This window comes from Citrobacter sp. RHB35-C17, from assembly GCF_013816795.1.
Taxonomy (GTDB): domain Bacteria; phylum Pseudomonadota; class Gammaproteobacteria; order Enterobacterales; family Enterobacteriaceae; genus Citrobacter_A; species Citrobacter_A amalonaticus.
Window position 1 is genome coordinate 1964281 of the sequence record NZ_CP057150.1, and the last position, 16656, is coordinate 1980936.

13 protein-coding genes are annotated in these 16656 nt (G+C 54.7%); 6 read left to right on the forward strand and 7 right to left on the reverse strand.

Features of this window, described 5'->3' with window-relative positions; translation table 11 throughout:
* Positions 1 to 56: 56 nt before the first annotated feature.
* The gene (gene mfd, locus HVZ37_RS09275; RefSeq protein ID WP_181628365.1) at positions 57 to 3503 is read right to left on the reverse strand and encodes a transcription-repair coupling factor; all 3447 of its coding nucleotides are present in this window, start codon (positions 3501 to 3503) and stop codon (positions 57 to 59) included.
* A gap of 109 nt (positions 3504 to 3612) precedes the next feature.
* On the reverse strand, positions 3613 to 4686 hold the full coding sequence (locus HVZ37_RS09280) for an acyltransferase family protein (protein WP_043000964.1): 1074 nt from the start codon (positions 4684 to 4686) through the stop codon (positions 3613 to 3615).
* Positions 4687 to 4938: 252 nt separating this feature from the next.
* Between HVZ37_RS09280 and lolC the strand changes: the two genes are divergently transcribed.
* From lolC to cobB, 5 genes are all read left to right on the forward strand, one after another.
* Complete coding sequence (gene lolC / locus HVZ37_RS09285; RefSeq protein WP_044254927.1) at positions 4939 to 6138, forward strand: lipoprotein-releasing ABC transporter permease subunit LolC; 1200 nt, start codon at positions 4939 to 4941, stop codon at positions 6136 to 6138.
* Positions 6131 to 6832, forward strand: coding sequence for a lipoprotein-releasing ABC transporter ATP-binding protein LolD (gene lolD, locus HVZ37_RS09290; protein ID WP_043000962.1), 702 nt, complete (start codon positions 6131 to 6133; stop codon positions 6830 to 6832). The genes lolC and lolD overlap by 8 nt, the downstream gene beginning before the upstream one ends.
* Positions 6832 to 8076, forward strand: coding sequence for a lipoprotein-releasing ABC transporter permease subunit LolE (gene lolE, locus HVZ37_RS09295; protein ID WP_043000961.1), 1245 nt, complete (start codon positions 6832 to 6834; stop codon positions 8074 to 8076). Before lolD ends, lolE begins: the two co-directional genes overlap by 1 nt.
* A gap of 89 nt (positions 8077 to 8165) precedes the next feature.
* Entirely contained in the window at positions 8166 to 9077 is a 912-nt protein-coding gene (nagK, locus tag HVZ37_RS09300; RefSeq protein ID WP_043000960.1) for an N-acetylglucosamine kinase, read from the forward strand.
* A 15-nt stretch (positions 9078 to 9092) separates the two neighbouring features.
* Positions 9093 to 9914, forward strand: a complete 822-nt coding sequence (cobB, locus tag HVZ37_RS09305; RefSeq protein WP_043000959.1) for a Sir2 family NAD+-dependent deacetylase — start codon at positions 9093 to 9095, stop codon at positions 9912 to 9914.
* A 36-nt stretch (positions 9915 to 9950) separates the two neighbouring features.
* Here the strand turns inward: cobB and potD are convergent, their stop codons facing one another.
* Genes potD through potA form a run of 4 tightly spaced genes read right to left on the reverse strand, consistent with a single transcriptional unit; the run spans position 9951 to position 13759 of the window.
* The gene (potD, locus tag HVZ37_RS09310) at positions 9951 to 10997 is read right to left on the reverse strand and encodes a spermidine/putrescine ABC transporter substrate-binding protein PotD (protein WP_181628366.1); all 1047 of its coding nucleotides are present in this window, start codon (positions 10995 to 10997) and stop codon (positions 9951 to 9953) included.
* Positions 10994 to 11785 carry a spermidine/putrescine ABC transporter permease PotC gene (potC, locus tag HVZ37_RS09315; protein ID WP_043000957.1) on the reverse strand — a complete coding sequence of 264 codons (792 nt, stop codon included), beginning with the start codon at positions 11783 to 11785 and terminating at the stop codon, positions 10994 to 10996. The genes potD and potC overlap by 4 nt, the downstream gene beginning before the upstream one ends.
* Complete coding sequence (potB, locus tag HVZ37_RS09320; protein ID WP_043000956.1) at positions 11782 to 12639, reverse strand: spermidine/putrescine ABC transporter permease PotB; 858 nt, start codon at positions 12637 to 12639, stop codon at positions 11782 to 11784. Before potB ends, potC begins: the two co-directional genes overlap by 4 nt.
* Entirely contained in the window at positions 12623 to 13759 is a 1137-nt protein-coding gene (gene potA / locus HVZ37_RS09325) for a spermidine/putrescine ABC transporter ATP-binding protein PotA (protein WP_043000955.1), read from the reverse strand. The genes potB and potA overlap by 17 nt, the downstream gene beginning before the upstream one ends.
* 372 nt (positions 13760 to 14131) lie before the next feature.
* On the opposite strand from potA, the gene pepT reads away from it, so the two are divergent.
* A complete protein-coding gene (gene pepT / locus HVZ37_RS09330) occupies positions 14132 to 15358 on the forward strand; it encodes a peptidase T (protein WP_181628367.1) in 1227 nt (408 codons plus the stop codon).
* A 103-nt stretch (positions 15359 to 15461) separates the two neighbouring features.
* On the opposite strand, the gene roxA is transcribed toward pepT, so the two are convergent.
* Entirely contained in the window at positions 15462 to 16583 is a 1122-nt protein-coding gene (roxA, locus tag HVZ37_RS09335; RefSeq protein WP_181628368.1) for a [50S ribosomal protein L16]-arginine 3-hydroxylase, read from the reverse strand.
* Positions 16584 to 16656 lie beyond the last annotated feature (73 nt).

Here is a 16656-nt window from a genome sequence, read left to right on the forward strand (position 1 = left end):
GCCAGGAATCGATGTGTAGGCCGGATAAGGCGCAACCGCCATCCGGCACCACTCAATCACGCTACGGCGTTTTCTTCCAGTTGCTGCATAAACTGACGCACCCAGTCCATCCGCGTTTTCCGCTCGGTCAGATCCTGGATGAACTTCAGTCGGGTCGGCCCGTCAAGACGGAAGTGCTGCGGCTGTTTTTGCAGCAGTCCAATCAGCCAGCCTGGGTTAACATGGTTCTTCTCGGCGAATTCGATAGTGCCGCCTTTCTCATTGCCTTCCAGTTTGCGGATACCCAGCTTCTGCGCCTGTTGACGCAAGCGGGCGATATCCAGCAGGGTACGCGCCGGATTGGGCAGCAGACCGAAGCGGTCGATCAGCTCCACTTTGATCTCTTCCAGTTCATTCTCGCTCTTCGCGCTGGCGATACGCTTGTAGAACGACAGGCGGGTATTCACGTCCGGGATGTAATCGTCCGGCAGCAGCGACGGCATACGCAGTTCGACCTCAGTTTGCTGGCTGGTGAGATCTTCCAGCGATGGCTCGCGTCCGGCCTTCAGGGCATCGACGGCGTTTTCCAGCAGCTCCATATACAGCGAAAAGCCGATGGTTTCCATCGAACCGCTCTGTTCTTCCCCGAGCAGTTCACCTGCGCCGCGGATCTCCAGATCGTGAGTCGCCAGCGCAAAGCCCGCCCCCAGGTCTTCCAGCGAGGCAATCGCTTCCAGGCGTTTTTGCGCGTCGGTGGTCATCGCTTTGGGATGCGGCGTCAGCAGCCAGGCATACGCCTGATGGTGTGAACGTCCTACGCGGCCGCGCAACTGGTGTAACTGTGCCAGACCGAAGTGATCCGCACGCTCGATAATAATCGTGTTGGCGGTCGGGATATCAATCCCGGTTTCGATAATGGTGGTACAGACCAGCACGTTAAAACGCTGATGGTGGAAGTCGTTCATCACGCGTTCCAGTTCGCGTTCGCGCATCTGCCCATGACCAATGGCAATTCGCGCCTCCGGCACCAGCTCCGCCAGCCTGTCGGCGGCTTTCTGGATGTTCTCGACATCATTATAAAGATAGTAGACCTGCCCGCCGCGCAGCACTTCACGCAGAATTGCCTCACGGACCACCAGTGCATCGTACTCGCGAACAAACGTTTTCACCGCCAGACGCCGCGCTGGCGGCGTGGCGATAATCGACAGATCGCGCATGCCGCTCATGGCCATGTTCAGCGTACGCGGGATTGGCGTGGCGGTCAGCGTCAGAATGTCCACATCGGCGCGCATCGCTTTGATCCGCTCTTTATGCCGCACGCCGAAGCGGTGCTCTTCATCGACGATCAGTAGCCCCAGATCTTTCAGTTTCACATCGCTTTGCAGCAGTTTATGCGTACCGATCAGAATATCAATTTTCCCTTCGGCAACCTGTTCCAGGATCTGCGCCTGTTCTTTGGCGCTACGGAAGCGGGAAAGCATTTCGATGCGCACCGGCCAGTTGGCAAAACGGTCGCGGAAATTATCAAAGTGTTGCTGGGCGAGCAGAGTGGTTGGCACCAGCACCGCCACCTGCTTGTGGTTTTCGACCGCGAGAAACGCGGCGCGCATCGCCACTTCGGTTTTACCAAATCCAACGTCACCACACACCAGGCGGTCCATCGCCAGCGGCTGACACATGTCGCTAAGTACAGCGTTAATCGCCTGTGCCTGGTCGGGGGTGGTTTCAAAGGGGAAACCGTCGCAGAACAGTTGATACTGCTCGCGATCGTGTTTGAAGGCGAAGCCCTCTTTTGCCGCGCGCTGGGCGTAGATGTCCAACAACTCGGCTGCCACGTCGCGCACTTTCTCTGCCGCTTTTTGTCGCGCGCGTGACCAGGCGTCGCCGCCGAGTTTATGCAGCGGTGCGTTCTCTTCTGCGCCTCCGGCGTAACGGCTGATCAGATGCAAAGAGGAGACCGGGACGTACAGTTTGGCGTCATTAGCGTAGGTGAGCATCAGATATTCACCTTTGATCCCGCCCGCTTCCAGCGTGGTCATCCCGGCATAGCGTCCAACGCCGTGCTCCAGATGCACCACGGGTTGACCCGGATGCAACTCTGCCAGGTTGCGGATCAGCGTATCCGGGTTAATCGTGCGGCGCGAATCCTGACGACGGCGCGCCACGCGCTCGCCCAGCAGGTCGCTTTCACAAATGAGTGCCAGATGGCGCGTCGTATCGATAAACCCGTGCTCGGCGGCGCCAATCATCAGGTAGCGTCCAGCCTCCGTCGCTTCATCCAGACGCATAATGCGCTTCGGCGCGACTTTGATTCTGGCGAGCAGTTCACCCAGAGATTCACGGCGGCCTTCACTCTCAACCGAGAAAATCACCGGCCCGTTGAAGGTCTCGAGGAATTTGCGCAGCGCATCCAGTGGTGATTTTTGCTGCGCCTGAACCGCGAGATCCGGCAGCGACTGGAAGCCTAAGTTGGTATTAGCCGCCTTGGCGGGAAGGTGGTCGGTTTTGAGCTGCACGCGCGGCCAGCGTTTGAGTTCAGAAAAGAGCTCATCGACACGCAACCAGAGGGACTCCGGTGGCAGCAGCGGACGCATCGGATCCACGCCACGGTTTTCGAAACGCGCCAGCGTATCGGCCTGGAAACGCTCGGCGCTGTTTTCTAAATCGCCAGTATTGACCACCAGCGTATTGGCCGGGAAATAGCTAAACAGCGGCGGCAGCGGCTCGCTGAAAAACAGCGGCTGCCAGTATTCGATCCCCGCCGGCAAAGTGCCTTTGCTGACCTGTTGATAAATATGCTCTGCGTCGCGCTTCACCTCGAAGGTATCGCGCCACTGGCTGCGAAACAGTTCGATCGCCGTTTTGTCGGTTGGGAACTCGTGGGCGGGCAGCAGATTGATGGCGTCGACTTCTTCCAGCGTGCGCTGGGTGTCCGCGTCAAACAGGCGCAGACTGTCAATTTCATCGTCGAAGAAATCCAGACGATAGGGCTGTTCGCTGCCCATAGGGTACAAATCCAGCAGCGCGCCGCGGGTAGCGTATTCGCCATGTTCCATGACCTGATCAACGTGCCGGTAACCAGCGCTGTCGAGCTGTAAACGCAGGGCATCGCGCGATAAACGCTGGCCTTTTTTCATCACCAGCGCATGACCGTGCAGATAGCTGTGCGGGCAGACGCGCTGCATCAGGGTATTGACCGGGACGATCAGCACGCCGCGCTGCATCGACGGCAACTGATACAGCGTGGAGAGACGTGAGGAGATAATTTCCTGATGCGGGGAGAAACTGTCGTAGGGCAGGGTTTCCCAGTCCGCGAGGCTCATGACCATCTGATCGGTAAACTGACGGATTTCATCATGCAGGCGCAGCGCGTTTTGCATATCGGGCGCCACGAGCACGACGGGACCATCATGACGTTCGGCAATTTCCGCCACCAGTGTGGCGCAGGCAGCCCCGGTCAGTTCACCTAACAGGCGCTGATCGCCCGCTTTCACGGGCAGCGTGTAACGTTGTTGTTCAGGCATTCGGTTGTCAGAATCTCTTTTAGGTAGTCGTCTGATAAGCAATGCCCTTTATTATCCGTGATCGCTCCTCATTAGCAAATTGAATCGCCCTCACCGGAGGGCGAAAAGTTTAGCGGGAATAGCTAACGGTTTGCGGGCGAGAAGGGGGAGAGAAGAGGATATCGCCGAACAGGTCCTGCGACACTTTACGCATGGCAAGACCCAACAGCGTGCACACCAACAGACTGGCAAACGGATAGACCAACAACAGGGCCAGTTCCAGTTCGGGGGACCAGACGGCGGCATTGATTTGCGGGATCAGCAGCAGGCTGAACGCCTCGACCAGAATGCGATGCGTGGTATAAATCGCGATAGTATTCGAACCGATCACATTAAGCAGACTGGATTCACGCATACCGAAGCGCTGCTCATACTGATAAAACAGCTTCATGATCAGCACAATAGAGACCAACGACAGCAGCAATGAGACGTTAAACAGCCATGCGGCGATAGCCAGCACGAAGGCAGCTGCGCAGGGCAGCGCATATCGGCGCAACGGCACTTCTTTAATCCCTGCCATCAGCGGGACGCCAAACCAGGCACCGAGGCTGTAATACGGCAGGTTGCGGATCACACTGTTCATTCCCCACCACGGGGTGGCAGCAAAGTTGACCGTCACGCTCAGTACAACAAACAGGGCGAACAGCGGCACGGCCCAGCGGCTGAACACTTTACAGACTATGAAATAGACAATGAGCGCATACAGATACCACAGGCTGGTGCTGGCAGTCAGCATGCCGTGAAGGAACTGGCTAACGGAACTGGCGTAAGCGGCGTTGGACGCATGAAGCAGATCGCGTGACGGCGCCAGCCAGTTGTTCAGGGCGTTGAGCGCCAGCCACTGGACCACACCCCACAGCGCCAGCACCCAGAAAATACTCCAGATTCGCTTATTAACGCTTTCTTTCCAGCTCACGCTGTCGATATAGCGGCGAATCAAAAAGCCCGAGATAAAGAAAAATACCGGCATGCGAAACGGGGCGAGATAGAGATTAAAGTAAACCCAGCATTTCGACAGCAGCTGTGAAAGGGGCAACTGGAAGTGGGTCAGATGCGGGTAAAAGGTGATGACTGAGTGATAGATGACGACCAGACAGATACATAACCCTTTGATTTGATTAATCCATAGTTCTTTCTTTTTCATCAGGACAGCACGCTCGCGTTATTCAACATAGCCTGTGATCCTGCGGGGTGACTCTGGTGCTGTAATGCGTAACATTCTGTTTTTTGTTTTTTTTAAGAAAAGGATCAGGGTCAGCGAGGACGGTATCCTGCGCCTGTCGCGCGGTGGATCCCTTTCAACTGTGTACTGACGAACACTTACGGTTCAGGCGTTTACCCATGCGGCTTTCGCTTATATACTCGTGACTTTGCTAACAGCAACCAGACGGATTTCATGTACCAACCTGTCGCTCTATTCATCGGCCTGCGTTACATGCGCGGGCGTGCAGCAGATCGCTTCGGTCGCTTTGTCTCCTGGCTTTCCACCATCGGCATTACCCTTGGGGTGATGGCGCTGGTCACGGTTTTGTCAGTGATGAACGGTTTTGAACGTGAACTGCAAAATAACATCCTGGGGTTGATGCCCCAGGCCATCCTTTCTGCGGAACAAGGCTCTCTGAATCCACAGCAACTGCCGGAAAGCGCTGTAAAACTGAACGGTGTCAATCGTATTGCGCCGCTGACAACCGGCGATGTCGTGCTGCAAAGCGCGCGCAGCGTGGCGGTCGGGGTGATGTTGGGTATCGACCCGGCACAAAAAGATCCGCTTACGCCGTATCTGGTCAATGTGAAGCAAACCGATCTGCAGCCAGGTAAGTATAATGTCATCCTCGGTGAGCAGCTCGCAGGCCAGTTGGGGGTTAATCGTGGCGATCAGATCCGCGTGATGGTGCCGTCTGCCAGTCAGTTCACGCCGATGGGCCGTCTGCCAAGCCAGCGTCTGTTTACCGTGATCGGCACCTTTGCAGCGAACAGTGAAGTCGATGGTTACCAGATGTTGACCAATATTCAGGACGCCTCGCGCATCATGCGCTACCCGGCCGGGAATATCACCGGTTGGCGTTTGTGGCTGAATGAGCCGCTGAAGGTGGACTCGCTCAGTCAGCAGACGTTGCCGGAAGGGACGAAATGGCAGGACTGGCGCGAGCGTAAAGGCGAGCTGTTCCAGGCCGTGCGGATGGAAAAGAACATGATGGGGCTGCTGTTGAGCCTGATCGTAGCGGTTGCCGCGTTCAATATTATTACCTCGTTGGGTCTGATGGTGATGGAGAAGCAGGGAGAAGTGGCTATTTTGCAAACGCAGGGGCTGACGCCGCGACAGATCATGATGGTCTTTATGGTACAGGGGGCCAGCGCCGGGATTATTGGCGCGCTGCTGGGTGCCGCGCTGGGTGCGCTGTTGGCCAGTCAGCTCAATACCCTGATGCCGGTGATCGGTATCCTGCTGGATGGTGCGGCGCTGCCGGTGGCGATCGAGCCGCTGCAGGTCATCATCATTGCGTTGGTGGCAATGGCCATCGCGTTGCTTTCCACGCTTTATCCTTCCTGGCGCGCTGCCGCTACTCAACCCGCTGAGGCTTTACGTTATGAATAAGATCCTGTTGCAATGCGACAAATTGTGCAAACGCTATCAGGAAGGTTCCGTGCAAACCGACGTGTTGCACGATGTCAGCTTCAGCGTGGGCGAAGGCGAAATGATGGCGATTGTCGGCAGCTCCGGCTCCGGCAAAAGTACGTTGTTGCACCTGCTGGGCGGGCTGGATACCCCGACCTCCGGCGATGTCATTTTTAGCGGTCAGCCGATGAGTAAACTGTCGTCGGCGGCGAAAGCGGAGCTGCGTAATCAGAAGCTCGGCTTTATTTATCAGTTCCACCACCTGCTGCCGGATTTCACCGCGCTGGAAAACGTGGCGATGCCGCTGCTGATTGGCAAACACAAACCGGCTGAAATAAACGCACGGGCGCGTGAAATGCTGAAAGCGGTAGGGCTGGATCATCGTGCCAGCCATCGTCCGTCTGAACTCTCCGGCGGTGAGCGTCAGCGCGTGGCGATTGCCCGCGCGCTGGTCAACAACCCGCGACTGGTGCTGGCGGATGAACCAACCGGTAATCTGGATGCGCGCAACGCCGACAGCATCTTCCAGCTTCTGGGCGAATTGAACCGCTCGCAGGGCACCGCGTTTCTGGTCGTCACTCACGATCTGCAGCTGGCGAAGCGCATGAGTCGCCAACTGGAAATGCGTGACGGACGCCTGACGGCAGAACTGAGCCTGATGGGGGCGGAGTAATGGCCTCGCCTTTATCGTTATTAATCGGTCTGCGCTTTAGCCGGGGACGGCGGCGCAGCGGTATGGTATCGCTGATTTCGGTGATCTCGACTATCGGTATCGCGCTGGGGGTGGCGGTTCTGATCGTCGGCCTGAGCGCGATGAACGGCTTTGAGCGTGAGCTGAACAACCGCATTCTGGCCGTGGTGCCGCACGGCGAGATTGAAGCGGTTAATCAACCGTGGACCAACTGGCGCGACGCGCTGGAGAAGGTTCAAAAAGTGCCGGGTATTACCGCCGCAGCGCCGTACATCAACTTTACCGGACTGGTGGAGAGCGGGGCGAATTTGCGCGCTATTCAGGTAAAAGGCGTGGATCCGCAGCAGGAACAGCGTTTGAGCGCGTTGCCCTCGTTTGTGCAGAATAACGCCTGGGCTGATTTTAAAGCTGGTGAACAACAAATCATTATCGGTAAGGGCGTCGCAGACGCGCTGAAGGTGAAGCAGGGAGATTGGGTCTCCATCATGATCCCCAATTCAAATGCCGATCATAAGCTGATGCAGCCGAAACGCGTGCGGCTGCACGTTGCTGGCATTTTGCAGTTAAGCGGTCAACTGGATCACAGCTTCGCGATGATCCCGATGGCCGATGCCCAGCAGTATCTGGAGATGAACAACACGGTTTCCGGCATCGCGCTGAAGGTCAACGACGTTTTCAACGCCAACAAACTGGTGCGTGATGCTGGTGAAGTGACCAACAGCTATGTTTACATCAAGAGCTGGATTGGCACCTATGGCTATATGTACCGCGATATCCAGATGATTCGCGCCATTATGTATCTGGCGATGGTGCTGGTGATCGGTGTCGCCTGTTTTAACATTGTCTCAACATTAGTGATGGCGGTAAAAGACAAGAGTGGCGATATTGCGGTATTAAGAACGCTGGGGGCGAAAGATGGCCTGATCCGCGCCATTTTTGTCTGGTACGGTTTGCTGGCAGGACTGTTCGGCAGCCTGATCGGCGTGGTCATTGGTGTGGTGGTTTCGCTACAGCTGACGCCAATCATTAACGGCATCGAAACGCTGATCGGCCATCAGTTCCTTTCCGGGGATATCTATTTTATCGACTTCCTGCCATCCGAATTGCACTGGCTGGATGTGATTTATGTGCTGGTCACCGCACTGTTGCTGAGTTTGTTGGCGAGTTGGTATCCGGCGCGGCGCGCCAGTAACATCGATCCTGCAAGAGTACTTAGCGGCCAGTAACCATAATTGCGTGAGAGATACACAACAACCTCCCTGTGACCAGAACAGCGGCCGCCTGAAGGATGAAGTGTATAAAACAAGGAGCGGCAATGTATTACGGGTTTGATATTGGTGGGACAAAAATTGCGCTAGGCGTCTTTGACAACGAGCGGAAATTACGGTGGGAAAAGCGTGTTCCCACGCCGCGCGACAGCTATGACGCTTTTTTAGAGGCTGTTTGCGGGCTGGTGGCGGAAGCCGATCAGCGTTTTGGCGTGAAAGGTTCGGTGGGCATTGGCATCCCCGGAATGCCGGAAACCGAAGATGGCACGCTGTACGCCGCGAATGTCCCTGCTGCCAGTGGCAAACCCCTGCGCGCTGATCTTAGCGCGCGCCTTGATCGCGACGTTCGTCTCGACAACGATGCAAACTGTTTTGCCCTGTCTGAAGCCTGGGATGATGAATTCACCCGCTATCCGCTGGTGATGGGCTTGATTCTGGGCACCGGGGTGGGCGGCGGTTTAATCCTCAACGGAAAACCGATTACCGGGCGCAGTTACATTACCGGCGAGTTTGGTCATATGCGTCTGCCGGTCGATGCGCTCACCCTGATGGGTCTCGATTTCCCGTTGCGCCGCTGTGGCTGCGGTCAACTCGGCTGTATTGAAAATTATCTGTCCGGGCGAGGATTTGCCTGGTTGTATCAGCATTATTATCATCAACCGTTACAGGCGCCTGAAATCATTTCACTGTGGGAGCAAGGCGATGAACAGGCGCGGGCGCATGTTGAGCGTTATCTGGATTTGCTGGCGGTGTGTCTGGGAAATATCCTGACTATTGTCGATCCGGATTTGGTCGTCATCGGCGGCGGATTGTCGAATTTTACCGCCATTACCACCGATCTGGCGGACAGACTACCGCGTCATCTGCTTCCCGTGGCACGAGTGCCCCGCATTGAGCGAGCACGACATGGTGATGCCGGTGGGATGCGTGGTGCTGCCTTCTTACATCTTACCGATTAATCAAAAGAGGTTGCTATGCTGTCGCGTCGGGGTCATCGGTTAAGTCGATTTCGGAAAAACAAACGCCATCTGCGCGAACGCCTTCGTCAACGGATCTTTTTCAGAGACAGAGTGGTACCGGAAGTGATGGAAAAACCAAGAGTTTTGGTGCTTACAGGGGCAGGGATCTCCGCGGAGTCTGGTATTCGTACCTTCCGCGCCGCTGATGGACTGTGGGAAGAACACCGGGTTGAAGATGTGGCGACGCCGGAAGGCTTTGCCCGTAATCCCGCGCTGGTGCAGTCATTCTATAATGCCCGCCGTCGGCAATTGCAGCAGCCTGAAATCCAGCCTAATCCGGCGCACATCGCGCTGGCAAAGCTGGAAGAGGCATTGGGCGACCGCTTTTTGCTGGTGACACAGAATATCGATAACTTGCATGAGCGGGCGGGTAACCAGAACATCATCCATATGCATGGCGAGCTGTTGAAAGTGCACTGCTCGCAGAGCGGACAAATTCTGGAGTGGACGGGCGATGTGACGCCGGAAGATAAATGTCACTGTTGCCAGTTTCCTGCGCCGCTGCGTCCGCACGTGGTGTGGTTTGGTGAGATGCCGCTCGGGATGGATGAAATCTATATGGCGCTGGCCATGGCGGATGTTTTTATCGCCATCGGCACCTCCGGACACGTTTATCCGGCGGCTGGTTTTGTCCACGAAGCGAAGCTGCATGGCGCGCATACGGTTGAGCTGAATCTGGAACCAAGCCAGGTCGGCAGTGAGTTTGAAGAGAAATATTACGGTCCGGCAAGCCAGGTTGTACCTGAGTTTGTAGAGAAGTTATTGAAAGGTTTGTAATAAAAAGGCCCGGATTTTCCGGGCCTTTTTGCTGGATTAGCGTCCTGCTTTTAGCTTCTGATAATACTCTTCGTAGATCGTGCTGGCGGAGCCTACATCGTTCTGCCATTCGCCTTTGCTGATGGTTTCTGCATCCGGATAGAGTGATTTATCGTTGGCGATTTCCGGGCTTAACAGCTTACGTGCCGCCAGGTTTGGCGTCGGATAGCCGATGGTTTCCGCCACTTCTTTCGCCACATCCGGGCGCAACAGGAAGTTGATCAACTTCAGCGCGCCTTCTTTGTTTTTGGCGTTTGCCGGAATTGAAAGGCTGTCCATCCAGAAGATCCCGCCGTCTTTCGGCCAGACTACTTCCAGCGGCGTACCGGCCTGACGGGCGACGAAGGCAGAGCCGTTCCACACCATCCCCAGATTCACTTCGCCTTCCATATACGGATTCGCCGGGTTGTCGGAGTTAAACGCGGCAACGTTAGGCATCAGCTTTTTCAGCTCGTTATAGGCTGCTTCAATCTCTTTAGGATCGGTGGTGTTGCCGGAATAGCCCAGTTTACGCAGCGCCATCTGGAACACTTCGCGCGCATCGTCGGTCAGCAGCAGACTGCCTTTGTATTCCGGTTTCCACAGGTCAGCCCAACGGGTGACGGTTTTCGGGTCGATGCTGTCGCTGTTCACGCCAATGGCCGTCGCGCCCCAGATGTACGGAATGGAGTAGTCGTTGTTGGGATCGAACGGCTTGTTCAGCATCTCCGGATCGAGATTGTTGAAGTTGGATAACTTCGACTTATCAATCTTCTGAATCATGCCTTCTTTACGCATTTTATCGACATAGTAAGTCGATGGCACGACCAGGTCATATGCGCCGTCTTTGTACGTTTTGAGCTTGGCGTACATGGTTTCATTCGACTCGTAGGTCGAGTAAATAACCTTGATGCCGGTCTCTTTAGTGAACTGTTCCAGCAATCCTGGCGGAACATACTCGGTCCAGTTGTAGAAATAGAGTGTTTTACTGTCGTCCGCGTGCGCAGCGCTGATTCCCATGACGAGAGCGCTTGCCGCGAGCAGGTGGCGTGACCATTTTTTCATTTTAACGTCCCCTGAACTTTAGTTTTATCACGAGCAATAAGTTGGCTGGCGATCACCAGAACCAGCGATAACACCAACAGAATGGTCGCCAGCGCATTCACCTCCGGTGAAACGCCGACTTTCACCATTGAGTAGATCTTCAACGGTAGAATTTCATAACCCGGCCCGGTGACGAACGACGAAACCACCACATCGTCCATCGACAGGGTAAAGCTCAACAACCAGCCAGCGGCGACTGCTGGCATCGCTAATGGCAGAATGATTTTACGCAGGATAGTCATTTCGCTGGCACCCAGATCTTTTGCTGCTTCCAGCATCCGCACGTCAAACCCCTTCAGCCGCGAATAGACCGTCACAACCACGAAAGGCAGGCAGAAGGTGATATGTGAGAACAGTAGTGACCAGAAGCCCAACTGAATGCCCAGCAGCATAAACAGCACCAGCAGTGAAATCGCCATCACGATATCCGGCGACATCATGACCACAAACAGCATCCCGCTGACGAACGGCTTGCCGCGAAAACGGTAGCGATACAGCGCCACGGCCGTTAACGACCCGATAGCGGTGGCGAACGTTGCGGAAAAAATCGCCATCGTCAGCGAATGTTGCGCCGCCTGCAGCAGGCTATCGTTGTTCATCAGCAGGCTATACCATTTGGTGGTAAAGCCCTGCCAGTTAATGCCAAAGCGCGAGCTGTTAAAGGAGTTCACAATCAAAATAATGATCGGAATATACAGGTACGCGTAGATAGCGGTCATAAAACCGCCGCGAAGCAGACGACCGATCATTCGAGTTCTCCCTTTTTGTTCAGCAATCGGGAGGCGCGCCAGTAAACCAGCAGCATCAGGCCCATCACAATCGTCAGGGTAATGCTGGTTGCGGCACCAAACGGCCAGTCGCGGATATTGAGGAACTGAACTTTAATCACGTTACCGATCAGCAGGTTTTTCGCGCCGCCCATCAGATCGGAGACGTAGAACAGTCCCATCGCGGGCAGCATTACCAGCAGGCAGCCCGCAATAATCCCTGGCATGGTCAGCGGAATGATGATCCGAATAAAGGTCTGCAATTTACTGGCACCCAGATCTTTTGCCGCTTCCAGCAACGGTCTGTCGAGTTTCTCAATACTGGAATACAGTGGCATCACCATAAACGGCAGCAGGATATACACAAGACCAATAATGACTGCGCTCGGGGTAAACATAATGCGCATCGGCGTATCGATCACCCCGAGCCAAAGCAGAAACTCGTTCAGATAGCCCTTGGTGCTAAGGAAAATTTTCAGCCCGTAGATGCGGATCAGCGAGTTGGTCCAGAAGGGAACAATCAGCAGAAATAGCAGCAGTGGGCGGACTTTCTCTGGCAGTCGCGCCAGAAACCAGGCAAATGGATAGCCGAGCACGAGGCAGGCGAGGGTGGCGATCAGCGCCATATTCAACGAGTGCAACAGCACTTCAAAATAGAGCGGATCGAGCAGGCGCGCGTAGTTGTCCAGCGTAAAGACCATTTTGACGAAGCTGGCATCGTCACGGGTCAAAAAGCTGGTGCCAATGATCATCAGGTTGGGCAGAAAGACAAACAACACAAGCCAACCGACGATAGTGACAATCACCACATTCTGGAATTTACTTGTGTTCTTCATCAGCCAGTACGACCTCCCAGCTTTCTACCCAGTTAATGGCCATTTTCTGGTCGAGAGAGTGGTCAAAGTCCGGGTCATCTTCGTTGAAGAATTCGCTGACCATCACCATCTTGCCATTTTCCAGTTCAACCACCGACTCCAGCGTCATACCTTTATAGTTACGTTCACGGACATAGCCGATCAGGCCGTCAATGTGGTTGTCATCGTTGATTTCATCCACGCGCAAATCTTCCGGGCGTAACAGAACGTGCAGTTTCTGTCCTGGCTCAACGGCGAAGTTGACGTAGATATTGCATTCACGGCCTTCGACGTTAGCACGAACGCGCTGTTCGTCCAGACGCTCGATCACCGTGGCGTTAAACATATTGATTTCGCCAATGAATCCGGCGACGAACAGGTTTTTCGGCTCTTCGTAAATTTCACGCGGCGTGCCGTCCTGTTCGATGCGCCCATCGCGCATCACGACGATGCGATCGGACATGGTCAGGGCTTCTTCCTGATCGTGCGTCACGAACACGAACGTGATGCCGAGCTTACGCTGCAAGGCTTTCAGTTCGTTCTGCATCTGCTTTCGCAGCTTATAGTCCAGCGCGGAGAGGGATTCATCCAGCAGCAACAGGCGGGGTTTATTGACCACAGCACGGGCAATCGCTACGCGCTGCTGTTGGCCGCCGGAAAGTTGATGTGGTTTACGCTGTGCAAACTCTTCCAGTTGCACCATCCGCAGGGCTTCCAGTACGCGTGGCGTGATGTCGGCTGCAGGGGTTTTCTGCATGCGCAAACCGAAGGCCACATTTTCAAAAACAGTCATGTGGGGGAATAGCGCATAGCTTTGAAAGACGGTATTCACATAACGGTTTTCTGCCGGTACGTGAGTGATATCCTCGTTATCGAGCATGATGTGCCCGGAATCTACGGTTTCCAGACCGGCAATCAGGCGCAAAACGGTTGTTTTACCGCAGCCAGAAGGGCCAAGCAGCGTGAGGAACTCGCCATTATTGATTGTCAAATCCAGTTCAGAAATGACCTCTTTTCCATCGAAGCTTTTGCTGATACCTGACAAAAGAACCAGCGGTGAAAGCGAACGCGGTTGTTTATTCAATTTTTTACTCTGTCCCATGTAGACGCAACGGATGGCTGACCGATGCGGGGTTTGTGGTTGACCACCTTGGTGACTCTTAATAAGGGCCGTAATTCTACGGCAAACCGTTGTCATCGCCAATGTTTGTTGCTAATTACTCTACACTTCATCCTTCAGACTGCCTGTTTGTAGGCTGCACTCACATACCCCAGTCACGTACGGTTTGTTCGCGCCTGGGGGATTCAATCGCTTGCCGCCGCGATGCATCCTGTACGCTTTTGTGTATATATTTCCTGAATAAAGGGGCCCGGAAGCGAAATATTCTCGTTTGCGGGGATAAAAGTGACCTGACGCAATATTTGTCTTTTGTGGCTTACTGATAATGTTGTCACAAATAGTGAGGGTGACTGCATGGATAAACTACTTGAGCGTTTTTTACACTACGTTTCATTGGATACCCAATCGAAAGCGGGTGTGAGACAGGTTCCCAGTACCGAGGGACAGTGGAAGTTATTAAATTTGCTCAAACAGCAGCTCGAAGAGATGGAGCTGGTCAATGTGACGTTAAGTGACAAAGGGACGCTGATGGCAACGTTGCCGGCGAATGTCCCTGGCGATATCCCTGCTATTGGCTTCATTTCCCATGTGGATACCTCACCGGATTTCAGCGGTAAGCACGTAAATCCGCAGATCGTGGAGAACTATCGCGGCGGTGATATCGCGCTGGGCATTGGTGATGAAGTGTTGTCGCCGGTGATGTTCCCGGTGCTGCATCAGTTGCTTGGTCAAACGCTGATCACCACCGACGGCAAAACGCTGCTGGGGGCGGACGACAAAGCGGGTGTGGCGGAAATCATGACCGCGCTGGCGGTACTGAAGCATAAAAATATTCCGCATGGCGATATTCGCGTCGCTTTTACACCGGACGAAGAGGTGGGCAAAGGGGCGAAACACTTTGATGTAGCAGCCTTTGACGCCAAATGGGCCTATACCGTCGACGGCGGCGGCGTGGGTGAACTTGAGTTTGAGAACTTCAATGCCGCTTCGGTGAATATCAAAATCGTCGGCAATAACGTGCATCCGGGGACGGCAAAAGGCGTGATGGTCAACGCATTATCGCTGGCGGCGCGTATTCACGCCGAGGTTCCTGCGGATGAAAGCCCGGAAATGACCGAAGGATATGAGGGCTTCTACCATCTGGCGAGCATGAAAGGCACCGTGGATCGCGCCGATATGCACTACATCATTCGCGACTTCGACCGCAAACAGTTCGAAGCGCGCAAACGTAAGATGATGGAGATTGCCAGGAAGGTCGGGAAGGGGCTGCATCCGGACTGCTATATTGAACTGGTGATTGAAGACAGTTATTACAATATGCGCAAAAAAGTGGTTGAGCATCCGCATGTTCTGGATATCGCACAGCAGGCGATGCGTGACTGCGATATTCAACCAGATATGAAGCCGATTCGCGGCGGTACCGACGGCGCACAGCTCTCTTTCATGGGATTACCGTGCCCGAATCTGTTCACCGGCGGCTACAACTATCATGGCAAGCATGAGTTTGTGACGCTGGAAGGGATGGAAAAAGCGGTGCAGGTGATTGTGCGGATTGCCGAATTAACGGCGAAGCGGTCGTAGCGTGGTTGATGCCAGTTGACGCGACGCTTATCTGGCCTACAGGACATGTGAACCGTAGGCCGGATAAGACGCGTTAGCGCCGCCATCCGGCATCGTTTCAATGTTACCCTTCGAAGAACCAGTACCCGCTGTTGACCAGGGCTGCCAGCATCGCGAGGAACGATGGATCTTCCAGCGCGTCACCAAAGTTCTCTGCAGTCAGCACGATATGGCTGGCAAGGGCTTCCAGCGCCGGACGGTGCGGAGAATCAATTCTCTCGCCGTTGGCATAAACGTCATCACCCACACGCAGTACCCGTAACCCCCCCAGACGCACCAGCACATCGCCTTGTTTCAGGGCATCGTAGATTTCATCAGGTTGATACGGCGGCTCCGGCGGCGCAATATCCAGTTCATGACGCGACTGGGAGATAAACTCGCCAAACCACTGTTTAAAATGCTCCTGCTGATTAATCAGATCCAGCATCATAGTGCGCAGTTTGTCCATCTCCTGCGGCAGGACGTCAGCAGGATGCTCACGCGACGGCATGTCCGGGTCGCTGTAATAAGTACTGCCCAGCTCACGTTGCAGGACGTAGTCGGCAAACCCGCTGATCAGTTCACGGGTGTTTGGCGCGCGGAAACCGACGGAATAGTTCATCGCGTTTTCCAGCGCATAGCCTTCATGCGGGAATCCTGGCGGAATGTAGAGAATATCGCCCGGCTCCAGTTCTTCATCGATGATGGCTTCAAAAGGATCGACCTGCAGCAGGTCCGGATGCGGGCAGTGCTGCTTCATCTGCAACTTCTCACCCACGCGCCAGCGACGACGACCGGTTCCCTGAATGATAAACACATCATACTGATCGAGATGGGGACCTACGCCGCCGCCAGGGACCGAGAATGAGATCATCAGATCGTCGATACGCCAGTCAGGCAGGGCGCGGAAGGGGCGCATCAGCGCGGCGGTTGGCTCATGCCAGTGGTTCACCGCCTGCACCAGTAACGACCAGTTATTCTCGCCGAGATGGTCATAGCTTTCGAACGGACCATGGCTTACCTGCCATTTGCCATCCTGATGGCTTACCAGGCGGCTATCGACTTCACTTTCCATCGCCAGCCCTGCCAGTTCGTCAGGGGAGAGGGGATCGATGAAGTTATTAAAGCCGCGTTTTAACACCACTGGGCGCTTTTGCCAGTGACGTTCAAGAAATTCGGGCCAGTTGAGTGTTAATTGGTATTCCATATTGAGCTTCCACAGGCTGGGGCGGGTATCTGTCACCGATTATAACGGATGCTTAACCAGATGCGTGCAGTTG

Excerpts from the sequence above, each read along its gene's own strand:
- mfd (WP_181628365.1), bottom strand. The coding sequence starts at position 3,503 with ATGCCTGAACAACAACGTTACACGCTGCCCGTGAAAGCGGGCGATCAG.
- HVZ37_RS09280 (WP_043000964.1), bottom strand. The coding sequence starts at position 4,686 with ATGAAAAAGAAAGAACTATGGATTAATCAAATCAAAGGGTTATGTATC.
- lolC (WP_044254927.1), top strand. The coding sequence starts at position 4,939 with ATGTACCAACCTGTCGCTCTATTCATCGGCCTGCGTTACATGCGCGGG.
- lolD (WP_043000962.1), top strand. The coding sequence starts at position 6,131 with ATGAATAAGATCCTGTTGCAATGCGACAAATTGTGCAAACGCTATCAG.
- lolE (WP_043000961.1), top strand. The coding sequence starts at position 6,832 with ATGGCCTCGCCTTTATCGTTATTAATCGGTCTGCGCTTTAGCCGGGGA.
- nagK (WP_043000960.1), top strand. The coding sequence starts at position 8,166 with ATGTATTACGGGTTTGATATTGGTGGGACAAAAATTGCGCTAGGCGTC.
- cobB (WP_043000959.1), top strand. The coding sequence starts at position 9,093 with ATGCTGTCGCGTCGGGGTCATCGGTTAAGTCGATTTCGGAAAAACAAA.
- potD (WP_181628366.1), bottom strand. The coding sequence starts at position 10,997 with ATGAAAAAATGGTCACGCCACCTGCTCGCGGCAAGCGCTCTCGTCATG.
- potC (WP_043000957.1), bottom strand. The coding sequence starts at position 11,785 with ATGATCGGTCGTCTGCTTCGCGGCGGTTTTATGACCGCTATCTACGCG.
- potB (WP_043000956.1), bottom strand. The coding sequence starts at position 12,639 with ATGAAGAACACAAGTAAATTCCAGAATGTGGTGATTGTCACTATCGTC.
- potA (WP_043000955.1), bottom strand. The coding sequence starts at position 13,759 with ATGGGACAGAGTAAAAAATTGAATAAACAACCGCGTTCGCTTTCACCG.
- pepT (WP_181628367.1), top strand. The coding sequence starts at position 14,132 with ATGGATAAACTACTTGAGCGTTTTTTACACTACGTTTCATTGGATACC.
- roxA (WP_181628368.1), bottom strand. The coding sequence starts at position 16,583 with ATGGAATACCAATTAACACTCAACTGGCCCGAATTTCTTGAACGTCAC.